Source organism: Nicoletella semolina, from assembly GCF_004345745.1.
GTDB classification, from domain to species: domain Bacteria; phylum Pseudomonadota; class Gammaproteobacteria; order Enterobacterales; family Pasteurellaceae; genus Nicoletella; species Nicoletella semolina.
This window is the reverse complement of sequence record NZ_SLXJ01000003.1, coordinates 76,165-103,127: the sequence shown is the minus strand read 5'-3', so window position 1 is coordinate 103,127 and position 26,963 is coordinate 76,165. Positions and strand designations below refer to the sequence as shown.

22 protein-coding genes and 1 pseudogene are annotated in these 26,963 nt (G+C 40.1%); 8 read left to right on the top strand and 15 right to left on the bottom strand.

Annotated elements, in window-relative coordinates:
• Positions 1–39: 39 nt before the first annotated feature.
• The 4 genes from prfB to rsuA all read right to left on the bottom strand — a co-directional run bounded on the left by prfB (position 40) and on the right by rsuA (position 3,042).
• Positions 40–1,138, bottom strand: a protein-coding gene (gene prfB / locus EV693_RS03315; RefSeq protein WP_132500961.1) for a peptide chain release factor 2 whose coding sequence is annotated in 2 segments (ribosomal slippage) — positions 40–1,062 and positions 1,064–1,138 — 1,098 coding nt in all. Because the reading frame shifts where the segments join, the coding sequence is not laid out codon by codon here.
• An 85-nt stretch (positions 1,139–1,223) separates the two neighbouring features.
• Positions 1,224–1,568, bottom strand: coding sequence for a SirB2 family protein (locus EV693_RS03310; protein WP_132500960.1), 345 nt, complete (start codon positions 1,566–1,568; stop codon positions 1,224–1,226).
• Between the two features lie 54 nt (positions 1,569–1,622).
• A complete protein-coding gene (gene yjgA / locus EV693_RS03305) occupies positions 1,623–2,150 on the bottom strand; it encodes a ribosome biogenesis factor YjgA (protein ID WP_132500959.1) in 528 nt (175 codons plus the stop codon).
• Positions 2,151–2,340: 190 nt separating this feature from the next.
• Positions 2,341–3,042, bottom strand: a complete 702-nt coding sequence (gene rsuA, locus EV693_RS03300) for a 16S rRNA pseudouridine(516) synthase RsuA (protein ID WP_132500958.1) — start codon at positions 3,040–3,042, stop codon at positions 2,341–2,343.
• 184 nt (positions 3,043–3,226) lie between these two features.
• On the opposite strand from rsuA, the gene EV693_RS03295 reads away from it, so the two are divergent.
• The 3 genes from EV693_RS03295 (at position 3,227) to apbC (ending at position 6,559) form a co-directional block, all read left to right on the top strand.
• Positions 3,227–3,880 (top strand): YchE family NAAT transporter, encoded by a 654-nt coding sequence (locus tag EV693_RS03295; RefSeq protein WP_132500957.1) that lies wholly within the window; start codon positions 3,227–3,229, stop codon positions 3,878–3,880.
• A gap of 97 nt (positions 3,881–3,977) precedes the next feature.
• Positions 3,978–5,444 carry a peptide ABC transporter substrate-binding protein gene (locus EV693_RS03290; RefSeq protein ID WP_243694560.1) on the top strand — a complete coding sequence of 489 codons (1,467 nt, stop codon included), beginning with the start codon at positions 3,978–3,980 and terminating at the stop codon, positions 5,442–5,444.
• A 2-nt stretch (positions 5,445–5,446) separates the two neighbouring features.
• On the top strand, positions 5,447–6,559 hold the full coding sequence (gene apbC, locus EV693_RS03285; protein ID WP_132500955.1) for an iron-sulfur cluster carrier protein ApbC: 1,113 nt from the start codon (positions 5,447–5,449) through the stop codon (positions 6,557–6,559).
• A gap of 111 nt (positions 6,560–6,670) precedes the next feature.
• On the opposite strand, the gene EV693_RS03280 is transcribed toward apbC, so the two are convergent.
• Genes EV693_RS03280 through apt form a run of 4 tightly spaced genes read right to left on the bottom strand, consistent with a single transcriptional unit; the run spans position 6,671 to position 11,126 of the window.
• Positions 6,671–7,453, bottom strand: coding sequence for an ABC transporter permease (locus EV693_RS03280; protein ID WP_132500954.1), 783 nt, complete (start codon positions 7,451–7,453; stop codon positions 6,671–6,673).
• A gap of 19 nt (positions 7,454–7,472) precedes the next feature.
• On the bottom strand, positions 7,473–8,417 hold the full coding sequence (locus EV693_RS03275; RefSeq protein WP_243694559.1) for an ABC transporter ATP-binding protein: 945 nt from the start codon (positions 8,415–8,417) through the stop codon (positions 7,473–7,475).
• 13 nt (positions 8,418–8,430) lie between these two features.
• Positions 8,431–10,533, bottom strand: coding sequence for a DNA polymerase III subunit gamma/tau (dnaX, locus tag EV693_RS03270; protein ID WP_132500953.1), 2,103 nt, complete (start codon positions 10,531–10,533; stop codon positions 8,431–8,433).
• 53 nt (positions 10,534–10,586) lie between these two features.
• Positions 10,587–11,126 (bottom strand): adenine phosphoribosyltransferase, encoded by a 540-nt coding sequence (gene apt, locus EV693_RS03265; protein ID WP_132500952.1) that lies wholly within the window; start codon positions 11,124–11,126, stop codon positions 10,587–10,589.
• Positions 11,127–11,346: 220 nt separating this feature from the next.
• Here apt and metF point away from each other — a divergent pair, with 220 nt between their 5' ends.
• Positions 11,347–12,225, top strand: a complete 879-nt coding sequence (gene metF, locus EV693_RS03260) for a methylenetetrahydrofolate reductase (protein WP_132500951.1) — start codon at positions 11,347–11,349, stop codon at positions 12,223–12,225.
• 118 nt (positions 12,226–12,343) lie between these two features.
• Here metF and xthA read toward each other — a convergent pair whose 3' ends face one another.
• The 3 genes from xthA to ttcA all read right to left on the bottom strand — a co-directional run bounded on the left by xthA (position 12,344) and on the right by ttcA (position 15,789).
• Positions 12,344–13,147: an exodeoxyribonuclease III gene (xthA, locus tag EV693_RS03255; RefSeq protein WP_132500950.1), complete on the bottom strand. Its 804-nt coding sequence runs from the start codon at positions 13,145–13,147 to the stop codon at positions 12,344–12,346.
• A 194-nt stretch (positions 13,148–13,341) separates the two neighbouring features.
• Positions 13,342–14,718 (bottom strand): Na+/H+ antiporter family protein, encoded by a 1,377-nt coding sequence (locus tag EV693_RS03250; RefSeq protein ID WP_132500949.1) that lies wholly within the window; start codon positions 14,716–14,718, stop codon positions 13,342–13,344.
• Between the two features lie 126 nt (positions 14,719–14,844).
• On the bottom strand, positions 14,845–15,789 hold the full coding sequence (gene ttcA, locus EV693_RS03245; RefSeq protein ID WP_132500948.1) for a tRNA 2-thiocytidine(32) synthetase TtcA: 945 nt from the start codon (positions 15,787–15,789) through the stop codon (positions 14,845–14,847).
• Positions 15,790–15,988: 199 nt separating this feature from the next.
• On the opposite strand from ttcA, the pseudogene EV693_RS03240 reads away from it, so the two are divergent.
• The 4 genes and pseudogenes from EV693_RS03240 to icd all read left to right on the top strand — a co-directional run.
• Positions 15,989–16,174, top strand: a pseudogene (locus EV693_RS03240) (hypothetical protein); the annotation flags it as partial.
• Between the two features lie 42 nt (positions 16,175–16,216).
• Complete coding sequence (locus tag EV693_RS03235) at positions 16,217–17,353, top strand: glycerate kinase (protein ID WP_132500947.1); 1,137 nt, start codon at positions 16,217–16,219, stop codon at positions 17,351–17,353.
• Between the two features lie 216 nt (positions 17,354–17,569).
• On the top strand, positions 17,570–19,123 hold the full coding sequence (gene sbcB / locus EV693_RS03230; RefSeq protein ID WP_132500946.1) for an exodeoxyribonuclease I: 1,554 nt from the start codon (positions 17,570–17,572) through the stop codon (positions 19,121–19,123).
• 99 nt (positions 19,124–19,222) lie between these two features.
• Complete coding sequence (icd, locus tag EV693_RS03225) at positions 19,223–20,473, top strand: NADP-dependent isocitrate dehydrogenase (protein ID WP_132501015.1); 1,251 nt, start codon at positions 19,223–19,225, stop codon at positions 20,471–20,473.
• A gap of 101 nt (positions 20,474–20,574) precedes the next feature.
• On the opposite strand, the gene sucD is transcribed toward icd, so the two are convergent.
• The 4 genes from sucD to sucA form a co-directional block, all read right to left on the bottom strand.
• Positions 20,575–21,444 (bottom strand): succinate--CoA ligase subunit alpha, encoded by an 870-nt coding sequence (sucD, locus tag EV693_RS03220; RefSeq protein ID WP_132500945.1) that lies wholly within the window; start codon positions 21,442–21,444, stop codon positions 20,575–20,577.
• Positions 21,444–22,610 (bottom strand): ADP-forming succinate--CoA ligase subunit beta, encoded by a 1,167-nt coding sequence (sucC, locus tag EV693_RS03215; protein WP_132500944.1) that lies wholly within the window; start codon positions 22,608–22,610, stop codon positions 21,444–21,446. Before sucC ends, sucD begins: the two co-directional genes overlap by 1 nt.
• 159 nt (positions 22,611–22,769) lie before the next feature.
• Positions 22,770–23,990, bottom strand: a complete 1,221-nt coding sequence (gene odhB / locus EV693_RS03210) for a 2-oxoglutarate dehydrogenase complex dihydrolipoyllysine-residue succinyltransferase (RefSeq protein WP_132500943.1) — start codon at positions 23,988–23,990, stop codon at positions 22,770–22,772.
• Between the two features lie 106 nt (positions 23,991–24,096).
• Positions 24,097–26,904: a 2-oxoglutarate dehydrogenase E1 component gene (gene sucA, locus EV693_RS03205; RefSeq protein WP_132500942.1), complete on the bottom strand. Its 2,808-nt coding sequence runs from the start codon at positions 26,902–26,904 to the stop codon at positions 24,097–24,099.
• Positions 26,905–26,963: the final 59 nt, after the last annotated feature.

Genomic DNA, 26,963 nt, shown 5'->3' with positions numbered 1-26,963 from the left:
GACCGCCATTGGAATAGATATGCAAGCTGATAATACGGGTTATAACCCTGCTTTTAGACTGGCTTCAATAAACCGATCTAAATCGCCATCTAATACAGCCTGTGTATTCCGATTTTCAACGCCTGTGCGTAAATCTTTAATGCGTGAATCGTCTAGCACATAAGAGCGAATTTGGCTTCCCCAGCCAATATCCGATTTACTTTCTTCCAACGCCTGTTTATCAGCATTTTTTTTCATCATTTCCATTTCATAGAGCTTAGCTTTTAGCTGCTTCATACACTGATCTTTGTTTTTGTGTTGTGAGCGATCATTTTGACATTGCACAACGATCCCACTTGGGATATGAGTAATTCGCACTGCGGATTCGGTTTTATTAACATGTTGTCCGCCTGCTCCAGAGGCTCGATAAACGTCTATGCGTAAATCAGCAGGATTGATATCGATATCAATATCGTCATCAATCTCTGGGTATACAAATGCTGCAGCAAAAGAGGTGTGGCGGCGATTATTGCTGTCAAAAGGGCTTTTTCGTACTAAACGGTGAATGCCTGTTTCTGTGCGTAGCCAGCCAAAGGCGTATTCGCCTGATATTTTAATTGTTGCAGATTTTAGTCCTGCGACATCGCCGTCAGAGACTTCCATTAATTCCGTTTTAAAGCCTTTGCTTTCTGCCCAACGTAGATACATACGCAACAACATCTCTGTCCAATCTTGAGCTTCTGTACCGCCTGATCCTGCTTGTAAATCCACATAACAATCCGCTGCATCGTGCTGCCCACTGAACATTCGGCGGAATTCTAATTGTGCTAGCTTTTTAGCAAGCTCGTCTGCTTCATTTTGTGCTTCTTGGAATGTTTGTTCGTCTTCGACCTCAACAGCAAGCTCAATAAGCCCTTCAACATCATCAATTCCCCGTTGTAGTTCAAGAATGGTACTGACAACGTTTTCTAAAGCGACTCGCTCTTTGCCGAGGGCTTGTGCTTTTTCAGGGGTGTTCCAAACATCAGGTTGTTCCAGTTCAGCATTCACCTCTTCCAAGCGTTCAACTTTTAGATCAAAGTCAAAGATACCCCCGAAGGGTAGCGGTTCGTTGGGTCATATCGGCAAGTTGTGTTTTTATTGGATTAAGTTCAAACATTATTTTTTCCTTAATATTTTCTAAAAGAGATTTCTTGTAATGGCTAATTCGGTTAGCTAAAAAGTAAAATTGGTGAAAAACAAAATCAATGAAAAATAGCGACTAACATCGCACAAATAAAGCTAACTACCGCTAATAAAAAGTGTTTAATTGAAAAAGGTTGAGATTTTTTAAACGCTTTTGCGGCAAAAATAATATACAGCACAATCAATAAGAATTTTGCGATGAGCCATAATTGAATAGGGTAACCCCACATTACAATAAAAATAATGCCTGTACCAAGCAAGAGCGTATCGACGAGATGTGGGGTAATTTTGAGTAATGTGTATTGTCGCCAATTGATTTGTCTTGCACAGAGAAGCCCTCTAATAAGTAGTAATCCTAAGCTTAAATAAGCCAATCCCACGTGTGATAAAAAAAGTGTTGTCATAAAAATCCCCTATTTGGTGATGACGTTGATGTAAGTAGCCGTTAATTATTTGGATTATTCTGCAATCATTGATTTTAAATATTGAAAAATTTCACGATAATTTTTAGCAGGCTTATTTGCGGCTTTCTCTTTTTGAGCAGCTCTGACTAAATTACGCAACTGTTGGCGTTCTAATGATGGGTATTGTTCAACGATTTTATTGACCGTTTCATCGCCTTTTTCGATTAATTCATCACGCAATAATTCTAATTTTTGCAGTAACGCGAGTTGTTGGTTATGGCGATTTTCAACTTTATCTAATGCTTCTTGGATAGGAGCTGGATCAAGATTGCGTAGTAGTTTGCCGATATATTGAATTTGGCGGCGGCGAGCCTCTAAACGCAGACGTTGTGCAAGCTTAATAGCTTCACGCACGTCATCATCTAGTGGAATTTTGGCAAGGTTGGTTGGGGTTAATTCTAACAATGCTGCCCCCAATTTTTTTAACGCTTCAGCATCTCGTTTAATTTCACTTTTACTGACCCAAATGATTTCTTCTTTATCATCAGTCCAATCCATTTCATTTCGCTGTTTTCGAGCCATTTTTTCTCCTAAAAAGTGAGTTAAAATCCATAACGCAAAGTGAGTAAAAGATAAGTATTGTAAAACTTATTTAACAAGCAGTCAGATTAGCGAGTATTCTTGCAAAATTCGCCATTAAACTGATCGCTTGAAATCGTGCAATATCTTTTATTTCCGCATTGCTTTGATATGCTTACAGTTGCAATATGTGTTATTTACCTTTGAAAAACGCTATTTCATCAACGCTTAACGAACGAAACTCACCTTCCAATAATTGTTCGTCCAGTATGACATCACCAATTTTCCAGCGATGCAGTGCTTCTACCTTATTGCCTAGTGCGGCAAACATTCTTTTGACTTGATGATAACGTCCTTCGCTGATTGTCAGATTGACATTGTAATCGTCAAGAATATCGAGCTTTGCAGGTTTGGTTAACCTTTTTTCGCCTCGCAGCAACAAGCCGTGTGCTAATTTTTCTGTGTAATCATTTTCTATCGGATCAGCAAGCGTAACTAAGTAGGTTTTTTCACAATGGTGTTTTGGCGAAGTGATGCGATGAGACCATTTCCCATCATCGGTTAATAAAACCAGTCCTGTCGTATCGGCGTCAAGTCGTCCTGCACAATGTAGTTTTGTACTAAGAGGGTAGTCAAAAAATTGGAAAACAGAAGGATAATTTCCGTCATCGTGGCTACAAACATAACCTTGAGGTTTATACAACATAATATACTGCCCAGTATTCACCCACTCAATTCGCTCACCTTCAAAACAAACCTGATCCTGTTGGCTAATTTTTAATGCACTCTCTTTGACGATGATGCCATTGACACTCACTTGTCCTGTCCGTAATGCCCTGCTGGCTTGAGAGCGTGTTAAACCTGTATTTTCAGCGATAAATTTATCTAAACGCATTGATGTTGCTCGGTTAAATAGTCAGTAAAAAAGACGAGCATTATAGAACAATTTATAAAATAATGACACGATTGTAGAAAAAGGGATAGAGAACAAAAGATGAGTTTTAAATTCCGCAAGCCTTTTAGGTCATTTCACTATATAATAGATGACAGTTTAAGCTATAAAATAAGATGGGTTTTGTGTGAGTGATGTGATTAATTTTGCTATTTATTTGCAATTTTTTATCGGGCTGTTTGCAATCGTTAATCCCTTTGGAACATTACCAATTTTCTTTAGTATGACGGCTCACCAATATGAGGCAGACCGCCATCGAACTAACGTCATTACCTCAATTTCTGTATCTGTTATTTTGCTTGTTAGCCTATATTTTGGCAAGTTGATTCTTGACGCATTTAGCATTTCTTTAAATTCCTTTCGTGTAGCGGGCGGCATTTTGATTGTCAGTATTGCGATGACGATGATTAGCGGTAAATTAGGTGAACATAAACAGAATAAAGAGGAAAAAAATGAAGATCTGTCAGAATATGAAAATATTGGTGTTGTGCCGTTAGCCATGCCAATAATGGCAGGTCCAGGCGCGATTGGCTCAACGATTGTGTGGGGGACATTACACCATTCTTGGATTGATTATCTCGGATTTAGTTTAGCCATTATTATTTTTGGACTGACTTGTTATGTGTTATTTCGTTTTTCTGCACCATTGGTTAAACGTCTTGGTAAGACTGGATCAAATGTTGTTACACGGATTATGGGATTAATTCTAATGGCTTTAGGCATTGAAATTATTGTTGCAGGATTAACCAACTTATTTCCCGCATTAACATCAACAGGCTAATATGAAACGATATTCATCATTATGCATTTCTAGGTTATGCGCTTCTCACCTGCACAGATTTGCAAAAAAATTAATCAATCTCACCGCTTGTCTGACAGTGTTATCTGGCTGCGAAGAGGTTAATTATTCTCAGACGCTATTACCCCAAACGAAAGAGCCTAAAAATGAACACATTTTAACTCGAGCCATTTATTCTGCTCACCTACAACTTGATCCGCATTTTGTTAAAGTTGCTGCTGATGCAGGTCCTGTGCGTGATTTGCTGTTAGGGTTGTTGCAATATAATTCACAAGGAGAAGTCATTCCAGCTCTGGCGAAAGAGTGGTTTAGTGATGATGGTAAAAATTGGCTGTTTATTTTAGACGATAAGGCAACGTGGTCTAATGGTCAAGCGGTAACGGCACTCGATTTTGTTGCAAGCTGGCAACGATTGAGTGATCCCCAAAAAGGCTCTCCTTTAGCAAGTTATTTAGTTTCAATGGGGATATTGAATGCTAAAGCTATTTTAGCTGGCGAAAAAGCGATAACAGAATTAGGCGTAGCCGTCCTGAATCCACATACGTTGCAAATTCAGCTTGAGCAGCCCAATTATCAACTTCCTAAAATGTTAGCCCACAGTGCTTTATTGCCAACTTATCAAGGACTAGCTCCACAACAGCCTTTTATTAGCAATGGTGTTTACGAGGTTTCATCGCAGAGTAAACAGCAGTTAATACTGGAAGCAAGACAAGATGATATGCCATTTAAGCAAGTGAATTATCAGCTTATTTCATCAACTAAAAATCCTGATAGCTTTGATCTTATCGAAAACCCTCTAACGGGCTACTCTAGAAACGAACAGAAACTACCACGTTTATGCCATTATTTTTATGAGTTTAATGTGCAAGATCCGAAACTACAGAATCCTGATGTACGCAAAGCCATTCAGATAATGCTCTCTTCTGCAGAAATCAGTAAGGGATTTGGACTTTCTATGCAGCATATTTTACCACAAAATTGGTTACCTGAATGGCATAGTTTGTTTTCTAATCGCAGTGCTGAAGCGTTATTGGCCGGGGCTGGCATATCGGTTAAAAATCCACTTGAAATTACTTTGACTTACGATGATAAGCCGCAACATAAACTGATTGCAGAACGTATAATGCGAACGTTAAGTCAGTCAGAATTATTTCGTGTAACACTCAATGAAGTAGAGTGGACGCAGTTATTATCGCAACGAGAGCAGAAAAATTTTCAACTTATTCGTTCAGGCTGGTGTGCAGATTATGCAGACTTCAATGCATTTTTAATGCCGTTTCATTCAAATAGTCCTGATAATAAAATGGGTTATCAAAATCAAACTGTAGATAATTTATTGACACAGTTACAGACGCAATCGTTTGATGAGCAAGGGCGTAAACAGATAGCGGAACAGGTTCTCTCTCAGTTGGAGAAAGATGTCGTTATTTTACCGCTCTTTCAGTACCAGCGGCGTATTAGCGTTGATCCCTCGTTAGGAGGCATCGAAAAAGAGAATGCCAGCGAAGTCATTTACAGCAAAGATTTATATCGGTATAAGGATTGAAAATGAATATACTTAATGAACAACAACTCACAGAGCCACTATTAGCCGAAATTAAAGCGATTTTGGCGGATTTTTCTCACCCAACGCTACAAAAAAATCTGCTTGAAATCAATGCGTTGCGTAAAGTTGAATTGGGAGGAACAACTTTGCGGATTGAGCTGGTGCTGCCTTTTGCGTGGAATAGCGGTTTTAATGCTTTACAACAAGCAACTGAAGAAAAACTTAAGCAAATTGTGCAAGCAAAAACAGTTAAATGGCTTTTGACTTACCAGATTGCAACCTTAAAGCGTGCAAATGGGCAGCCTGCTGTGAATGGTGTTAAAAATATTATTGCTGTAAGCTCGGGCAAAGGTGGTGTGGGGAAATCAACGACTGCAGTGAATTTAGCATTGGCATTAAAGGCTCAAGGAGCGAAAGTGGGGATTTTAGATGCAGATATTTATGGTCCGTCTATCCCTCATATGTTGGGCGCAACAAATCAACGACCGACTTCGCCAGATAATAAGCACATTATGCCGATCGAAGCACACGGTTTATTTTCTAATTCAATTGGTTATTTAATGGAGTCCGACAGTGCCACAATTTGGCGAGGTCCAATGGCAAGCAGTGCTTTAACCCAATTATTGCAAGAGACTTGGTGGCCAGATTTGGATTATCTTGTCATTGATATGCCACCAGGGACAGGCGATATTCAACTTACCCTTTCGCAACAAATTCCTGTTACTGGAGCATTAGTGGTCACGACACCACAAGATATTGCATTACTTGATGCGATTAAAGGCATTGCGATGTTTAATCGTGTTTCTGTCCCAGTATTAGGTATTATTGAGAATATGAGTGTACATATTTGTTCAAATTGCGGACAGTGCGAGCCAATTTTTGGTTCGGGTGGGGCTGCAAAGGTGGCAGAAAAATATCAAACAAAAGTGATTGGTGAAATGCCGCTACATATTCGTCTGCGTGAAGATATGGATAAAGGTATTCCAACAGTCATGGCTTATCCAAAACACGAAATTAGCCAATCATACGAGCAATTAGCTGCCAATGTTGCTGCAGAATTATATTGGCAAGGAAGCGTCATTCCTTCGGAAATTATGATTCGTGAAGTGAAATAGTCGTGTTATTTTGCTTATTAAAAACGGAACATAATACTTTTGTGTTCCGTTTTGTTTATCTTATCGCTACTCGCGTTGTATTTATCACGAAGCTTTTGTTAAAGATGATGCCTAGGAACGTAAGCCAATCCCTTTTTCAATAAGATAGTAGGCAATAACATACAAGCTTAGTACAAAAAACGTTAATACGCTAAAAGTATAGAACACACCGACATCACTTTGCCCCAAAAAGCCGAATCGGAATCCGTTAATCATATAGACAATGGGATTAAATTTTGACACGCTTTGCCAAAAATCTGGGAGCAATGAGATAGAGTAGAATACTCCACCTAAATAGGTAAGCGGTGTGAGAACAAAGGTAGGAATAACCCCTATATCATCAAAAGTCCTAGCAAAAATGGCATTAATTAAGCCACCTAGCCCAAAAGCAATGGTTGTCATCAACAAAGTAAGAATAATTACCCACCAAGAATAAATGTTGTAATCAACAAAGCACATTGAAATAGCAGTTACTAGAATAGCTACTAAAATGCTACGAACTAAACTGCCTGATAAATAGCCCCATATAATGGTATGTGTACTCAGTGGAGAAACTAAAATTTCTTCAATATTATTGACAAATTTACTTAGAAAAAATGAAGAGGCAGTGTTGATATATGCTGCTGTAATAGCTGCCATCATTGTAAGCCCTGGAGCAATGAACTGCATATAACTAAACCCATTCATTTCACCAATACGATTGCCAATTAATCCACCAAAAATTAAGAAATAGAGGGTGGTTGTGATGATTGGCGGAACGAGCGTTTGTCGCCAAATGCGTAGTACTCGGTAAGACTCTTTATAACTTAAGGTATAAAATCCAATCCAATTTTGGGTTATCCGCTTATTTTGCATTCGTGCTAGTCCTATTTTTCTATTTTGCCATTCTCATAAACAATTCTTCGAGACGGTTCGATTTATTTCTCATACTTAACACCTCAATATTTTGCTGGCTAAGTTGTTGAAAAAGCTGGGTGAGACCTTGTTGGCGTTTTACCTCGACTTCAATTGAGCTATCGTCTAGCCATTTGAAGGCATAATTTTCAATTACAAGCGGTGAGTTTTGTGCAGAAATTTGCAAATCAAGTACAAACGTTTCTGTTTCAAGTTTGGTAAGTAACGCTTTTATTGAGGTATTTTCAATCAGCTTACCTTCTTGAATAATCCCAATGTGGCGGCACAAATTCTCAGCTTCCTCAAGATAGTGCGTGGTCAGAATAATTGTTGTACCTTGCTGGTTAAGTTCAGTGAGAAAATCCCATAGACTACGGCGTAATTCAATATCGACCCCTGCGGTAGGCTCATCTAAAATCAGCAATTGAGGATTGTGCATTAACGCTCGAGCGATCATTACTCTACGTTTCATACCACCAGATAGCTCTCGGGTAAGATGTGTTCGTTTCTCCCACAGCTCTAGTTTTTTTAGCCATATTTCTGCTTGAAGGGTCGCCTCTTTTCGAGCAATACCATAAAAGCCTGCTTGATTGATTAATATATCAATGACTCGTTCAAATTGATTAAAATTGAACTCTTGAGGCACTAGTCCAATTTGCCGTTTTAACTGCATTTTTTGAATATCAAGATCGTAGCCAAATACCTTGACACTACCGCTTGTTTTATTCACTAAAGAACTAATGATGCCAATAATTGTCGATTTTCCTGCACCGTTATGTCCTAATAGGGCATAAAAATCCCCTTGATTAACGGTAAGATCAATCCCTTTCACAGCCTGTACACCTGTTGGATATTCTTTGATTAGGTTTTTAATTTCGAGTGCATATTTGTTCTTATTCAAAGACATAACTTGAGGTACGGACATTGCAAATTTTTCCTTATTTGTAACCGCTTGCAACAGCTCTTATGGTGCTTTCATCAATTTGAGCATCAAAAGTCGCTTTTAATAGGTTTAAGTTTTGATCATCAAGTAGGGCATTTTTGGCTTCTTGGGTTAAGCTCTCAAAAATCTTGCGACGGTACTCTAGTGGAGTCAGGTGTGCTTCGCTTTCGCCAATGATGATATCAAATGTTAATGCTTGTTTTGCCAAACTATTCGCAAGGCTTTGGCGAGATTCATCGCTATTTAAATGTGCCATAGTAGGCTTAAGTACCAATTTTAAATGGTTTTCGATTTTTTCAGCGAGATAGCTATTTAAGGCAAGCTGGCGAGATAAGCCTCCTAAATGGAGCTGATCAACAATTCTACACCATGCATCTTGCTCACACGATATTGCAATCATTTTGGCTAAAATTTCTGGCGTTCGCTCTTGCAAAATGGATTGGCGAATATCGGAGGGTTTTACTGTCTCATTTTGTTCTTCCAATTCAGGATTTAACCAAGTCCAACGGTAATCATCGTCTGAATTAGTTTTGATATTTTGTATTGAGGAAGGGGCAGTAGAAGCAGATTGTTCAGTTGCTAGATTGACAAAGCGAGTTTGAATATCAGATTGATTTTTTGAGCCTGTTTGGGGACGTGCTGCGTTAGGCATTTCTGCTGCTATTGGCTTTTTTTTTTCACTTTGTATCAGTGTTGAACGTTGTTCTTGTAAGGCCTTTCTTGCATTCATCGCTACAATAGCTGGCGAAGGCATTTCTGTGGTAGACGACATTTCAGCATTGATAGCAGTTTCTTGTGCAGTTTTTCCTGCTGTATTGACCGCTTGTGTTGGCTGTAATTGTTCTCGCAATTGGGTAATATTTGAGGTTGCTTTATCTGCTCTCTGATCTTTACTTTCTTTCTGATCTTTACTTCCGCCGTGTACTTTATTTTCTTTTATTAAATCCTGCGTAGTCGGAGGTGGATTTATCGTAGACGAAGATTGCGTTAAAAGTAAAGAGCTGCTTGAGAGAGTGGCTTCAATTTTTTTGGGGTGAAACGCCAATGCACGCAACATTGTCATTTCCACACCAATTCGAGGTTCTGGCGTAATAAGAAGCTCTTGCTTGCCTGTTAGCATTAGCTGGTAGAAAAATTGCACATCTTCAGGTGAAATTTGTTGAGCCAATAAATGTAGATGCGTTGTCTGCTCAGCGTGGTTTTTGAGCAATTGTATCATTGCTATACGGTGCAATATCTCTGCGATGTCGTTTAATAACGTTTGCCAATCACTGCCTTTTTCTGCAATTGCCTGAATGACGCTCATCATTTTTTCGCCATCGGCATTAGCAAGAGCCTGCACCAGTTCTAGAGAATGATGATCATCAATTAAGCCTAGCATTTCACTGACAACTTGTAAGGTAATATTGGCATTACTTATGGCAATAGCTTGATCTGTCAGGCTTAATGCATCACGAACACTGCCCTGTGCTGCCTTAGCGAGTTTTTCAAGAGCAGGTAATTCAAATGGAATGGCTTCTTGCTTGAGGACAAACTCAAGATGTGTGCGAATTTGAACTTGTTCTAAAGCTCGCAGATGGAATTGCATACAGCGAGATAAGATGGTAATTGGCAGCTTTTGTGGATCTGTGGTCGCCAGTAGAAATTTAACGTATTCTGGCGGTTCTTCAAGGGTTTTAAGTAACGCATTAAAACTATGTCGAGAGAGCATATGAACTTCATCGATAAGATAGACCTTAAAGCGTCCTACTGTCGGTTTATATTGCACATTATCAAGTAGCTCACGAGTGTCTTCCACTTTTGTTCGAGAGGCAGCATCTATCTCAATAAGATCAATAAATCGCCCTTCCTCAATCGCTTTACAGTGCGGACATTCTCCACAGGGATTGGCTGTAATTCCCTTTTCGCAGTTTAAGCCTTTTGCAAATAGACGAGCAATAGAGGTTTTGCCGACACCTCGTGTGCCTGAAAAAAGATAGGCGTGGTGCAGGCGTTGTTCTCGCAATCCGTTTTCAAGGGCGGATAGAACGTGCTGCTGCCCAACAACCTCGGAAAAACGCTGTGGTCGCCATTTGCGTGCAAGAACTTGATATGACATAAACTTGGCTTAACTCCCAAAAAGAGAACGGATTGATTAAACTGATTTAATCTCTAATGCCCTTCAAAGCTGACTAGCGTGAAAGAATTTATGCCAGCTTGCTCAAGACGTTCTTTACCGCCAAGATCAGGCAAATAAATAACGAATGCTGCATTTTCAACTTTACCACCTAAGCGACGAATCAGTTTTGTTGTAGCCTCTACTGTACCGCCTGTGGCGAGTAAGTCATCGATAATCAAAACATTATCGTTTGCTTGGATTGAGTCAGTATGAATTTCAAGCACATCTTCACCGTATTCAAGGGTATAAGATTGTGAAATGACTTCACGAGGTAATTTTTTCGGTTTGCGAACTAATACAAATGGCACGCCTAACGCAAGAGCTACAGGTGCCCCAAAAATGAAACCTCTGGATTCTGTACCAACAATTTTTGTAATGCCTTTATGCTTGAATTCCGCCACGATCATATCAACAGTCGCTTGGAACGCGTTTGGAACCTCGAGTAATGATGTAATATCACGAAAAATAATGCCTGCTTTTGGATAATCAGGAATAGATTTGATTGATGATTTTATTAATTCTACTTGGTTCATAATATAACCTGTTTACATTTCAAAATAACCCGTCGAGATTAGTCAAAAATAAGCAGAATTACAAGTAAAATTCTGCAATCTTTTTATAAGATTTAACCGCTTAACGTGTTTTAATATGAATTTAATTCATCTAAAAGTGAAAATAATAGAATTGACATCATAATCACGCTTCTTTAAAGTTTAGCCATCTAAATGGCTAAATAAAATTTAAGGATAGATGATGAGTTATGCAAGAGAAATTGATCTATTAAATCAAAATGTTGCGGATTTAAATGGCAAAGTGAATGTCTCTTTTGAATTTTTTCCACCTAAAAATGAAAAAATGGAATCGTTATTGTGGGAGTCTATTCACAGATTAAAGGTGCTTAAACCAAAATTTGTTTCTGTTACTTATGGTGCAAACTCAGGCGAGCGTGATCGTACTCACTCAATCGTAAAAAGTATTCAACAAGAGACAGGGATCGTTGCTGCCCCCCATTTGACCGGGATTGATGCCACACCTGATGAGTTAAGGGTGATTGCAAAAGATTATTGGGAGAGTGGCATTCGTCATATAGTGGCGTTGCGTGGTGATGAGCCTGCAGGTTATACTAAAAAATCCTTTTATGCTTCAGATCTTGTTGCATTACTTAAAGATGTAGCGGATTTTGATATTTCAGTGGCCGCCTATCCTGAGGTTCACCCTGAAGCAAAATCGGCTCAATCCGATTTACTTTATTTGAAGCAAAAAATTGATGCAGGGGCGAACCGTGCGATCACACAATTTTTCTTCGATATTGATAGTTATCTACGCTTCCGTGATCGTTGTGCGACGGTGGGGATTGATGTTGAAATTGTACCTGGGATTTTGCCAGTGTCTAATTTCAAGCAGCTTGAGAAAATGTCTAAAATTACTAATGTAAAAATTCCAAGTTGGATGCAAAAAATGTATCAAGGCTTAGATGACGATCAAACAACACGCAATTTGGTTGGGGCAAGTATTGCAATGGATATGGTAAAAATTTTATCGAAAGAAGGGGTAAAAGATTTCCATTTCTATACCTTAAATCGTGCTGAATTGAGCTACGCCATTTGTCATACGTTAGGCATTCGACCTTAGTTTTATTTGCTTCTTTTATTTTCTCAAATTTAAGGGCAACAAGGCGGAAGTAGAAAAAACAGAATTGCTCAATTTCCTTTTTCTACTTCTGCAATTATTTTTCTTTTTTTATTATTTTTTAAGCAAACACTGCCCACACAGGGGCGTGGTCGGACGGTTTTTCCATTGCTCTAATCTCAAGATCAATCCCTGTTTCAACGCATCGATGAGCAAGCGATTGAGATGCTAAAATCAAGTCAATGCGTAATCCCCGATTATCATCAAAGCCTTTTGAGCGGTAATCAAACCAAGAAAATTTATCATTTGCCTCAGGATTTTGGGCTCGGAATGTATCAACCAAACCATATTGCTGTAGACGTGCTAGCCATTCACGTTCTTCTGGTAGAAATGAACACTTCCCATCACGCAACCAGCGTTTACGATTGGCTTCGCCAATACCAATATCCAAATCGGTTGGGCTAATATTCATATCTCCCATCACAATAATTGGGTTCTCAGGTTTTAATTCATTTTCTAGATAGTGTTGCAGATCAGTATAAAATGCGACTTTGGCAGGGAATTTTGTTTCATGCTGGCGATTTTCTCCCTGTGGAAAATAACCGTTTAGCACGGTGAGTACTCCAAAAGGCGTATCAAAGTCTGCCATAATCATACGTTTTTGAGCATCGACTTGATCAGTTGGAAATCCTTTGCGAACACTAATCGGTAGTTGTTTAGTTAGTAAGGCAACGCCATAATGTCCCTTTTGCCCGTGATAAAAAACGTGGTAGCCAAGGTGATTGACCAAATTATGCGGAAAATCTTCATCAGCCACTTTAATTTCTTGTAATCCAATGACATCAGGTTGATGTTTATTGATCAATGCTTCTAGTTGGTGCGGTCTTGCTCGCAACCCATTGATATTAAAAGAGATAAATTTCATATTTTTCCTTTTTTGTCAAGCGGATAAATTAAGTCGTGGTAAATATTTATATTGTATCTTGCTAAATTTTGGCAAAAAACACAAGAATAGACCGCTTGTTGAGGTAAGCGATCTATTCTACTGAAAATTTTGCAGATTACAGCACTATTTTAAGATGATTGTTTTATAGTGCATATGTTTTTAGCACATATGTTTTATAGCACCATTGCTGCAATCCAGCCAAAGGCGAGCAGTGGAATGTTGTAGTGAATGAATGTAGGCACAACAGAATCCCAAATGTGATCGTGCTTACCATCTGCATTTAGGCCAGAGGTTGGTCCAAGCGTTGAATCTGAAGCTGGAGATCCTGCATCACCGAGTGCAGCCGCAACACCAACAATCGCAACTGTTGCGAGTGGCGAGAAACCAAATGCAACACAAAGCGGCACATAGATAGAGGCAATAATCGGTACAGTAGAAAATGAAGAGCCAATTCCCATTGTAACTAGTAGACCAACGAGTAGCATTAAAAACGCTGCCATTTCTTTGCTTGAAATCACCCCTTTTAATCCTTCAACCAGCTCCGCTACGCCACCTGTTGAATTGACAACATTTGCATAACCAGAAGCTGCAATCATCACAAAGCCGATCATTGCCATTAATTTTAGACCATCTTGGAAAATATCATTGCTCTGTTTGAGCTTAAATACTCCGCCTAGTGCGAAAATAATCAAACCAACTAAACCACCCAACACCGTTGAATTTGTTGCAAGTTGCACGAAACAAGTAGTTAAAATAGCAATCACGCTCACACCAATGTGGAACTTTTTCACATTGGCGACACGAGTTTCAATGTTATCAACTACGAATGCTTGATTTTGTGCAAGATAGATACGAGGTTTACGATAAGTAACAAATAGTGCTAGTAATAGTCCTAAAATCATACCTAACACAGGTAATAACATTGCTTTTGTAACTTCTAATGTGCTTGTAACCAATCCAAGAGACTCGCCAGCTTGGTTGATATTTTTCACCAAAATGCTTTCAATAAAAATCTGTCCAAAGCCTGCTGGAATCAGCATATAGGTTGCAGTTAAACCAAATGTGATGGCACAAGCCACTGCACGGCGGTCAATGTTAAGCTGGTTCATTACGCTTAACAGCGGTGGTACTACAATAGGGATAAAGGCAATATGCACGGGAATTACATTTTGTGATGAGATAGAGAAAGCGACTAGTGTAAATAATACGACATATTTGAACCAAAAGACGGAGCGTCCTGATGGGCGTTGTCCGAAAGATTTAATGACTTTATAGGCGAGCAAATCAGTTACGCCAGATTTGGATAATGCTACAGCAAATGCACCAAGAACGGCATAGTTCATCGCTGTCTCTGCACCGCCTCCAAGCCCGCTTGTAAAAGTTTTTACAGTGGTTGTGAGTGCATCACTTAAAGCAACACCATTACCATAGTTGCCTAAGATACCGCAGGTTAGAGCAGCAATAATCAACGCAATGACCACATTAATACGCAATAAGCTCAGCGTAAGTAACACAATAATTGAGATGACCACCTCATTTGAAAATAACATAAGTTTGACCTCGTTTAAAAATGTAATACTAAAAAATTGTATCAGAAAGCCTGAATACATACTATTTATCGCTAATTTATCTTTCGTCAATCTATCTGAAAAATAAGAGTAAATATAATAAACAAATTATACCGCTTTAAAATGAATCACTCCATTTTCAGCAAAATCAAGATATTCATCATCTTGTACAACAGGAATAGCATTGATTTCCGCTTTATCAAACGCAATATCGCCCTCAATCCCCTCAAGCAATTCACCACGCTTAATTCCTTTAAAATCAAATAATTTTGGATCACAAAGGTGCGAAGGGGTTACATTTTGTAATGCACTAAACATCGTTTCAACCCTACCAGGGTATAACTTATCCCAAGTTTGCAGCATTTCTTTCACTACTCGACGTTGCAAATTGGGTTGAGAGCCGCATAAATTACACGGAATAATTGGAAACTGTTTTGCTTGTGAATATTTCTCAATATCTTTTTCTTTGCAGTAGGCAAGAGGGCGAATCACAATCTGTTTACCATCATCACTAATCAGCTTCGGAGGCATTGACTTCAATTTCCCACCATAAAACATATTAAGAAATAATGTCTCGAGCATATCATCACGATGATGTCCTAATGCAATTTTCGTGGCTCCTAGCTCTGTTGCCGTACGATACAAAATTCCCCTGCGTAAACGTGAGCAAAGCGAACAAGTTGTTTTCCCTTCAGGGATCTTCTCTTTAACAATCCCATAGGTATTTTCTTCAACAATTTTATATTCTACACCAATGCTTTGCAGATATTCAGGCAAAATATGTTCAGGAAAGTTAGGCTGTTTCTGATCAAGATTAACTGCTACAAGCTCGAAAGTAATTGGAGCATTCAATTTTAAATTGAGTAAAATATCAAGCAGAGTGTAGCTATCTTTACCTCCTGATAGGCAAACCATAATTTTGTCGCCATCTTCAATCATATTAAAATCAGCAATCGCATTGCCAACATTTCGGCGTAAACGTTTTTGCAACTTATTAAAATTATAAGCCACTTTTTTATTATTTTGCGTGTTTTGCATAGTATCTTGGTTCATAATGTGAAAATCTACAGGGAAGCATCAAAAATAAAAGTGCGAAATAGTAACCTTTTTGCTATTTTTTTCAAGTTTTAAACTGAGTTTGAAGGTACTTACCTTATTTCATAATAAGGGGATTTAGTTTGGAAGGTTAAATTTATAATTTATTGAAAATAAAACGTCGCCAAATTTATACACTTTTTGATAGTATTCTAGGATTGTGCTGCTCCTGTCAGCCTGTGGGGCTGGAGCGATTGCACGTTTTAGCATTGGAATGGTCATTGTAGCAGGGCTTGCAATAGGTACATTGTTTACGCTATTTGTGCTACCTGTGATTTATACTTATCTCGGCTGCCAACACAAACCATTGCGTGAATTTAATGAGAACACGGAAAATAGTTAGATTTTAGTCTGAAGGTATTGAGATTATTCTAAGAGGTGGAAGATGAAAATTGTGATCGCACCAGATTCATTTAAAGAAAGCCTAACGGCACTTGATGTCGCACAATCCATTGAAAGCGGTTTCAGACGCATTTTTCCTGATGCACAATACATTAAAATACCGATGGCTGACGGTGGAGAAGGTTCGGTTCAGTCATTGATTGATGCTACAAATGGGGAGTTATTGGGCGTGGAAGTAACCGCACCGCTAGGCAATCGTGTGAGTGGCTTTTTAGGCATTTCAGGCGATAGACAGACTGCTTTTATCGAAATGGCGGCTGCTTCTGGGTTACATCTTGTTCCGATAGCACAGCGTAATCCGCTTAGAACAACCAGCCTCGGTACAGGGGAATTAATCAAGAAAGCCTTGGATTTAGGTGTAAAGAAAATTTTGCTAGGGATTGGTGGCAGTGCAACGAATGACGCTGGCGTGGGTATGCTACAAGCACTCGGTTTTTCCTTCAAAAATGCAAAAGGTGAAGAAATTGGTTTTGGTGCAGAGCAGCTACAACACATCAGTCAAGTGTCGCTGGAAAATGTTGATTCACGTTTGAATGATGTTGAATTTGAGGTTGCCTGCGATGTCAATAATCCGTTATGTGGTGAGTATGGAGCTTCCTCTGTATTTGGACCGCAAAAAGGAGCAACGCCTGCTATGGTGAAAACTTTGGATAAAGCACTGGCTCATTTTGCAGACGTGGCATTGGCTCAATTGGGTGTGGCTATTGCTGGCCGTGCAGGTGCTGGAGCAGCAGGCGGAATGGGTGGAGGCTTGTTGTTACTTCCAAATGTAGTGCTTAAATCTGGCGTACAAATTATGATTGAGGCAACTTGTTTAACCGAGCATATTAAACAGGCGGATTTAGTTATTACTGGCGAAGGACGTATGGACGCACAAAGTATTGCAGGCAAAACGCCTATTGGTGTTGCTAAGGTAGCAAAGCGATTTAACGTGCCAGTGATTGCGATTGTTGGCAGTTTACGAGAGGATTACGGCGTTGTTTATCAATATGGAATTGATGCTGTGTTTCCGATCATTCGTCAAGTCAGTTCAGTTGAAGAAACTTTAAACCAAGGACGAGAAAATTTGCTATCTTGTGCAGAAAACGTGGCACGTTTAATGAAATTGAAGATGCCGTAAACTCAAATAGGGATAAACAGCAAATCGACTTAAGCGGTCAATTTATCACAATATTTTGCAAAAAATTTTTGAAAATTGACCGCTTACGATTAAGTACTTCTGCTTGCTACAACAAATTTTTCTGCTACAAGCAGGTTGTCATTTCCGCTGTTTTAGACTCTTCCTTATGTTACAATCTTACCAACTTCCCTCAATGCTATTTTATTTTTAGCCATTATGAATCAACCAACCTTCTTTTTTTATGATTACGAGAGTTTTGGCGTTAATCCTGCGACCGATCGCCCTGCACAGTTTGCAGGTATTCGCACCGATAGCCAGTTCAATATTATTGGCGAACCGATTATGTTTTATTGCCAGCAGACTGCAGATTATTTGCCACACCCTGAAGCTGTGCTGGTAACGGGGATTACACCGCAATTGTGTAATCAACAAGGTCTACCAGAACCCGAGTTTAGTGCCAAAATTGAAGCCGAATTTAGCCAACCCAATACTTGTATCGTCGGTTACAACAATATTCGCTATGACGATGAAATGACACGCTATACTTTCTTTCGTAATTTTTTTGATCCCTATGAATATAGTTATAAGAATGGCAATTCTCGTTGGGATCTGCTTGATGTAGTGAGAGCTTGCTATGCTTTACGACCTGAGGGTATTGAGTGGGCGTTTGATGACGAAGGTATGCCCAGTTTTAAGTTAGAAAATTTGACTAAGGCTAACGGTATTGCACACCAAAACGCCCACGATGCGATGGCTGATGTATATGCCACTATTGAAATGGCAAAACTCATTGCAGAAAAACAGCCTAAGTTATTTCAGTTTTTCTTTGCTCATCGAGGAAAAAAGGCGGTTGAGGCAATGATTGATACGGCCGAAATGACCCCACTTGTTCACGTTTCGGGTATGCTGGGCAATTATCGAGGGAATACAACGTGGGTTGTGCCGTTAGCGTTTCACCCAACAAATAGCAATGCAGTTATTGTGTGTGATTTAATGGGAGATATTGATTCGCTGTTGTCTGAAACGAGCGAAACTCTGAGAGAGCGTTTATATACGAAAAAAAGCGTTTTAGCAGAGCAGCATACGGCAAGTGTGCCATTAAAGTTGGTACATATTAATAAATGTCCGATTCTTGCTCCTGCTAAAACCTTATTGCCAGAGAATGCTGCTCGTTTAGGGATTGATAGAGAACTCTGTCTACAGAACTTAAAAAAATTAAAAGCACAAAAAAATAGAGTGCGGGAAACGGTCAGTGATATATTTGATGAAGTTCGCTATTTTGAAGCGTCAGAAAATGTGGAGACAACGCTCTATCAAGATTTTTTTTCGCCAGCAGATAAAAATAATATGGTCATTTTAAGAACGTTGCCGCCCCAAGAGTTAGCGAATCACGGCTTGAAATTTGCTGATCCGAGAGTTGAAAAATTGTTATTTCACTATCGAGCTCGCCACTATCCTGATACGCTTACTCGAGCTGAACAAGTACGTTGGCAGAAATATTGCTATCAGCAATTAGCTCAAAAAGCACAAGAAATCGCCCCCATTTTGGAGAATTTATTCGCTTTACATCACGATCAACCTGAAATTGTAAAATTATTACAAGAACTGACCGCTTACATTGCACAACTGTTTCAGCGACAAACCCTGACATTCCAAACCGATACACATCAGTCTCAGTTGTTGTTAGCGGTTAATGAGGTTGCTTGTAAAGACTATGACAAGTCTGAAAAATTCAAGGCGTTGAATGCTCTTTTTGCGGTTAAAAACTAATTTTTAACATTTAACTAACAAAATGATAAAAAATTAGCTAAAATGGCATAGATTTAACCAAATACAACACTCAAGGGGGAGTTTATGCAATCTCAAGTAATGCAGTCAGCGGTCAAGCAGCCAACCATAGGTAACAAAATCACATTGAATAATGATGGCACACTCAACGTGCCTGTGTGTCCAATCATTCCTTTTATTGAGGGCGATGGGATTGGCGTGGACGTTACGCCTGCTATGCAGAAGGTGATTGATGCGGCAGTGCAAAAAGCTTACGGTGGCGAGCGTCAAATTGAGTGGCTAGAAATTTATGCTGGCAGTAAAGCAAATCAACTATATGGCGAAAACACTTGGCTGCCTGATGAAACAATGGCATTAATTCGAGAGTATCACGTTGCAATTAAAGGACCATTAATGACACCAGTTGGAGGCGGTATTCGTTCTCTTAATGTTGCAATGCGTCAAGGGCTAGATTTATATAATTGCTTACGTCCAATTCGTTATTATGAAGGGACACCAAGTCCTGTTAAACACCCAGAGCAAGTAAATATGGTCATTTTCCGTGAAAATTCTGAAGATATCTATGCAGGCGTGGAATGGAAAGCAGGCTCACCAGAAGCTGAAAAAGTTATTGATTTCCTAAAAAATGAAATGGGTGTAACTAAAATCCGCTTTACTGAAGAGTGTGGAATAGGCATTAAGCCAGTTTCAAAACAAGGCACGCAACGTCTAGTTCGTGCCGCATTACAATATGTGCTAGATAATGACAGAAATTCTCTGACATTGGTACATAAAGGCAATATTATGAAGTTCACCGAAGGAGCCTTTAAAGATTGGGGCTATCAAGTGGCAAAAGAATTCGGTGCGGAGCCTATTGATGGTGGCGATTGGCATAAATTGACTAATCCTAAAACAGGCAAGGAAATCATCATCAAAGATTGTATTGCTGATGCGTTTCTACAAGAAGCCTTGTTGCACCCTAAAGATTATGATGTGATCGCCACCTTAAATCTGAATGGCGATTATATTTCCGATGCACTAGCCGCACAAGTAGGCGGTATCGGTATTTCCCCTGGGGCGAATATTGGTGCAGATACGGCTATTTTTGAGGCAACGCACGGCACAGCCCCTAAAATTGCAGGGCAAAATAAAGCCAATCCAGGGTCAATTATTCTGAGTGGTGAAATGATGTTACGCCATTTAGGTTGGACACAAGCGGCAGATTTAGTGGTGAATGCAGTGTCTAAAACAATTGCAAATAAAACGGTTACCTTTGATTTTGCGGAAATGTTAGGCGGAGCAACCCTACGCTCCACAGATGAATTCGCAGCGGATATTGTGGAGAATATGTAGGGAAATATATTTTCCCAAAAACAGAAACCCTCAAGCCGAAGCTTGAGGGAATCCCACTACTATGAAACTTAATCACTTATAATTTAATGAGAATAATAAGTTTAACCTAACAAACAACGCAATGCTGAACCAATTTCTGCTAGACTACGCACGGTTTTTACACCTGCGTCTTCAAGTGCTTTGAATTTCTCATCCGCAGTGCCTTTTCCTCCGCTGATGATTGCACCAGCGTGTCCCATACGCTTACCTTTTGGGGCGGTAACCCCTGCAATGTAGCTGACAACAGGTTTGGTTACATTAGCTTTGATAAAGGCTGCGGCTTCTTCTTCCGCTGAACCGCCTATCTCACCAATCATTACGATGGCTTCAGTTTGTGGGTCGTCTTGGAACAGTTTTAAAATATCAATGAAGTTTGAACCTGGGATAGGGTCGCCTCCGATACCTACACAAGTTGATTGACCAAACCCTTCATCAGTTGTTTGTTTTACGGCTTCATAGGTAAGTGTGCCTGAGCGAGATACGATGCCGATTTTCCCTTTTTTATGAATACTGCCTGGCATAATCCCAATTTTGCACTCTTCTGGTGTGATGATCCCTGGGCAATTTGGTCCAATCATTCGTACGTCTGTTTGGTTAAGACGTTGTTTGACTTCTAACATATCCAAAGTTGGAATGCCTTCTGTAATACATACGATAAGCTCTATACCTGCATCTATTGCTTCTAGAATGGCATCTTTGCAGCCTGCTGCTGGCACATAGATCACGCTTGCCGTTGCTCCTGTTGCTTCGACTGCTTCACGCACAGTATTAAAAACAGGTAAGCCCAAATGCATTGTACCGCCTTTATTCGGTGAGACACCACCGACTAACCGTGTACCATAGGCGAGGGCTTGTTCAGAATGGAATGTGCCTTGACCGCCTGTAAATCCTTGACAGATGACTTTCGTTTCTTGATTAATTAGAATTGACATTATTTTCCCTCCGCAGCCTTAACCGCTTGCACTGCCGCATCTGTTAATGTTGTTGCTGCGATAATATTTAATCCACTTTTTGCTAAAATTTCACGTCCAAGTTCGGCATTATTACCTTCAAGGCGAACGACTACAGGCACATTGACTCCCACTTCAGAAACCGCGGCAATAATGCCATCAGCAATCAGATCGCAGCGAACAATGCCGCCAAAAATATTGACCAAAACTGCTTTGACATTGTTATCTGATAGGATAATTTTAAAGGCTTCAGCGACACGTTCTTTGGTTGCACCACCTCCTACATCGAGGAAATTTGCTGGAGAACCGCCGTGTAACTTGACAATATCCATCGTTCCCATTGCGAGACCTGCACCATTTACCATACAGCCAATATTGCCGTCTAAGGCAACATAGTTTAATTGATGAGCTTCTGCTAAGGCTTCACGAGGATCATCTTGAGTGGGATCTTGCATTGCACTTAGTGCTTTTTGGCGATAAAGTGCATTACCGTCCACGACCATTTTTGCATCAAGACACAAAATATTGCCTTCTTTGGTCACCACAAGAGGATTAATCTCAAGTAGAGACAAATCTTTTTCCGTAAACAATTTTGCCAATTGTGTGAAAATGAAAGCAAATTGTTTAATTTGATCACCTTGTAAGCCTAGCTTAAATGCCAGCTCACGCCCTTGATATGGCATTCCGCCTACAAGTGGATCAATTTCTGCTTTATAGATAAGTTCTGGTGTATCGTGTGCCACATCTTCAATATTCATTCCGCCTGCTGGAGACGCCATAAATACGATTTTTTGTGATGTGCGATCAACCACTGCACCTAAATAAAGTTCACGTTCAATATTGGCTGTTTCTTCAACATACAAGGTATTAACAGGCTGTCCATTTGCATCAGTTTGGAACGTCACTAAACGCTGTCCCAGCCATTTATCTGCAAACTCACGCACCTCCGCTTCATTATGCACAAGTTTCACACCGCCTGCTTTCCCTCTACCGCCTGCGTGTACTTGGCATTTGATTGCCCACGCATCACCGCTGAGTTGCTTGATTGCCGCAACCGCTTCATCTGCAGTCTGACAAGCAATCCCTTTGCTGATTGGAAGTTGGTACTGGGCAAAAATTTGTTTGCCTTGATATTCGTGTAAATTCATAGAGTGAAAATCCTCTTTGTTTTGGATAAATGATCTGAATTTCTTTCTGCTAACTTTCCGCAGAGATTTCCCTCTTTTATTAAAGAGGAGCTAGGGGAGGTTTAACAATATTCCAGCAGAACCTGACCGCTTGTAGAACAAAACAAGCGGTTAGATTTACTAAATTTCTAGCAATAAACGAGTTGGATCTTCAAGTAAATCTTTGATAGAGACCAAGAAACCAACGGATTCACGTCCATCAATCAAGCGGTGATCATAACTCAATGCTAAATACATCATTGGGCGAATGACAACTTGCCCATCAAGTGCAATTGGGCGATCTTTGATTGCGTGCATACCTAAAATTGCACTTTGTGGCGGATTAATGATAGGAGTGGACATCAAAGAGCCAAACACACCGCCATTAGTAATCGTGAAATTGCCACCTGTAAGGTCATCGACCGTTAATTTACCGTCTCGACCTTTCTCCGCTAATGCTTTAATCTGTTTTTCGATCTCCGCCATTGAGAGTTTATCGCAATCACGCAATACAGGGGTGACTAGCCCTCTTGGTGTAGACACAGCAATACTGACATCAAAATAGTTGTGATAAACTACATCATCGCCATCAATTGATGCATTTACTTCTGGGTAGCGTTTTAATGCCTCAACCACGGCTTTAATATAAAATGACATAAAGCCTAAGCGTACGCCGTGTTGCTTCTCAAATTTATCGCCATACTGTTTGCGTAAATCCATAATAGGCTTCATATCCACTTCGTTAAATGTGGTGAGCATTGCGGTTGTGTTTTTTGCCTCAAGTAATCGCTCTGCAATCCGTTTACGTAAGCGAGTCATCGGCACACGTTTTTCGCTACGAGCAGAATAAGCGACCGTGCTTACCGTGTTTTCAACATTGCTTGCAATGTGTTGTACCGCACGTTTGGCAATAAAAGCATCAATATCTTCACGAGTAATTCGACCTCCAACGCCTGTTCCTTTCACCTCTTCAGGGCTAATATTATGTTCAGCAAGTAGGCGACGTACACTTGGACTTAATGCGTCCGCTGCACTTGTGTCTGCTTCAATTGCTGAAGTTTGTCGATCCGCTGGCGTGGCTTCACTTGTAGGCTTAAGCGTTTCTTTCGAAAAATCGCCTGCTTGTGCAATAGAAAGCAAACCTAGCAACTGTTTACTTACCACCGTTGCTCCTGTGTCTTGTTGAATTTCAGCTAGTACACCATCGCTTGTAGCAGGTACTTCCAGTACTACTTTATCGGTTTCAATTTCAACTAATACATCATCACGCTTTACGCTGTCGCCTACTTTTTTATGCCAAGTTGCAACCGTTGCATCGGCAACAGATTCAGGGAGATCTGGAACAAGGATTTCAATTGTCATTTGTTGTTTCCTTCTATACTTTACTTTTTCTAATGACTTTATTTAAGCGGTCAATTTACAACAAAATATTGCAAATTTTCCATTTTATTATCAAATTGCTCGTCTACTATAACGAGAGTGCGTCTTCAACAAGCTGTTTTTGCTGTTTGGTATGAAGAGACATATAACCTACTGCAGGCGAAGCTGAAGCCATTCTTCCAGCATATTTCAGCTTCGCATTGTCTGGGATTGATGCCTCAAAATTATGCTTACTGCAATACCACGCACCTTGGTTTTGTGGCTCTTCTTGACACCATACGTAATCGGTAACGTGTGAATATTGTGCCAGTATCGCTTTTACTTCATCGTGTGGATACGGATAAAGCTGTTCAATGCGAACAATAGCGACATCAGTTTGTTCTCGTTGGCGGCGAGCCTCCAATAAATCGTAATACACTTTGCCTGAGCAAAGCACGACTCGTTTAACCTGCGTAGGATCGAGGGCGTCGATTTCACCAATCACATTTTGGAAAGAACCATTGATTAATTCATCAAGCGTTGAGACCGCAAGCGGGTGGCGAAGCAGTGATTTTGGTGAAATCGCAATCAGTGGACGACGCATTTTACGAATCGCTTGGCGGCGTAGCATATGATAAACCTGAGCAGGCGTACTTGGTATGCAAACTTGCATATTTTGTTCTGCACAAAGTTGTAAATAGCGTTCAAGACGTGCAGAAGAGTGTTCTGGACCTTGTCCTTCATAGCCGTGTGGCAACAACATCACAAGCCCACACATTCTGCCCCATTTTTGTTCGCCTGAACTGATAAACTGATCAATCACAATTTGGGCACCATTAGCAAAATCACCAAATTGTGCTTCCCAAATCGTCAATGTTTTTGGATCAGTAGTCGCATAGCCATATTCAAAAGCCAGTACTGCTTCTTCAGATAAGACAGAATCCCAAACTTCAAAATGACCTTGGTTAGCGTGCAATTGAGTTAAAGGCACATAGCCTGTCCCATCGTGCTGATTATGAATTACAGCGTGGCGATGGAAGAACGTGCCTCGCCCAGCGTCCTCACCAGATAAACGAACGTGTATTCCTTCATCAAGCAGTGTGGCGTATGCCATTGTTTCTGCCATTCCCCAATCGAGCAATTTTTTACCTTCGTACATCGCTTTACGATCATTATAGATTTTTTCAACTCGAGAATGTGGTTGAATAGCATCAGGGTATTCGCAAACTCGTTTTGCTAAAGTTGTAAAGCGATCGGCTGGGAATTGACTTTCGTAGTTATCGGTCCATTCATAGTTTAGATATTGCAACCAATCCACGGTCGCCATATTCATTTCACGCCATTCTGGGACAACACGATCCCCATTATCTAATGCATCACGATAAAGATTCATCATTTCAATTTCATCATCACCATTAATTACGTTTTCTGCAATCAGGCGATCGGCATATACCTTGCGTGGCGTAGAATGTTTTTTAATTAAACTGTACATCATCGGCTGGGTGGCAAGCGGTTCATCAGCTTCATTATGACCGTGGCGGCGATAAGAAATGAGATCAATGAAAATATCACGCTTGAATAAACAACGGTATTCCACTGCCATACGAGCTGCAAAGGCAACTGCTTCAGGGTCATCACCATTAACGTGAATGATAGGGGCTTGGATCATTTTAGCAATATCGGTGCAATATTCAGTGGAGCGAGTGTCATTCGGATTAGAAGTGGTAAAGCCAATTTGGTTATTAATAACAATGCGGATTGTACCGCCTACTTTATAACCTCTCGCATTTGACATATTTAAGGTTTCCTGTACTACGCCTTGTCCTGCAACTGCAGAATCTCCGTGTACAGTAACCGCTAGCACCTTATTGTGTTCCGTATCGTGGATACGATTTTGTCTTGCGCGCACAGAACCAATTACCACTGGGCTGACAATTTCTAAATGCGATGGATTAAAGGCAAGCGTTAAATGCACGCTTTTATCTTCTACCGCAAAATCTGATGAGAAGCCTTGATGGTATTTTACATCCCCCGTACGATTGACCTCGGCGTGTTTTCCTGCAAACTCATCGAATAATTCTATCGGCTTTTTACCCAACACATTCACTAATAAATTTAACCGTCCACGGTGTGCCATACCCATCACGACATCGCTAATTCCTTGGCGTGCAGCGTGGCGAATAATCTCTTTCATCATTGGAATAAACGCATCGCTGCCTTCCAACGAAAAGCGTTTTGCACCTGGGAATTTTGCACCTAAATAACGCTCTAAACCATCTGCGGCGGTCAGCTCTTTTAACAAATTGATTTTTTCTTCGTGGCTGAACAACGGTTTATTTAGCACGCTTTCCATTTTAGCTTGCAGCCAATTACGCTGGTCTATGTCTTGAATGTGCATAAATTCAAGTCCAATCGTGCCTAAATATGTGCCTTTAAGTGCCTCAGCGAGCTCACCCAGCTTCATCTGCTCTTTGTCAAAAACATAGCGTCCGACTGTGACTGTTTCATTTAATTCAGCTTCGCTAAAACCGTGATAACGATAATCTAACTCTGGCACAGAGGACGTCTTCCAACGATAATAATTAAGTGGGTCTAAATTTGCTTCAAGATGACCACGAATGCGATGAGCATTGATCCATTGGAGTAATTTAACTTGCTTAGCACTTGCTGCTGGGTCAATCACCGTGATTGCCTCGGCACGACTTTCCCGAGCCAAACGGCGGAAGTAATCTCGTACACCAGAATGCGGTTGCTCTACGTCAGTCGTTTTAGGTAGTTTGGAAAAAATAGCTTGCCAACTTTCATCAACACTTTCAGTATCTGTAAGATACTGCTCATAGATTTCTTCAACATAAGATTGATTTGCACCGCCCAATGCAGTGGAGGCAAACCAGTCATCAAAATTATTATGTTGCATAAAAAGACCTAACCTTAGTTTAATCAATTATTGTTTACAAGAAACGATTATTTATAGAA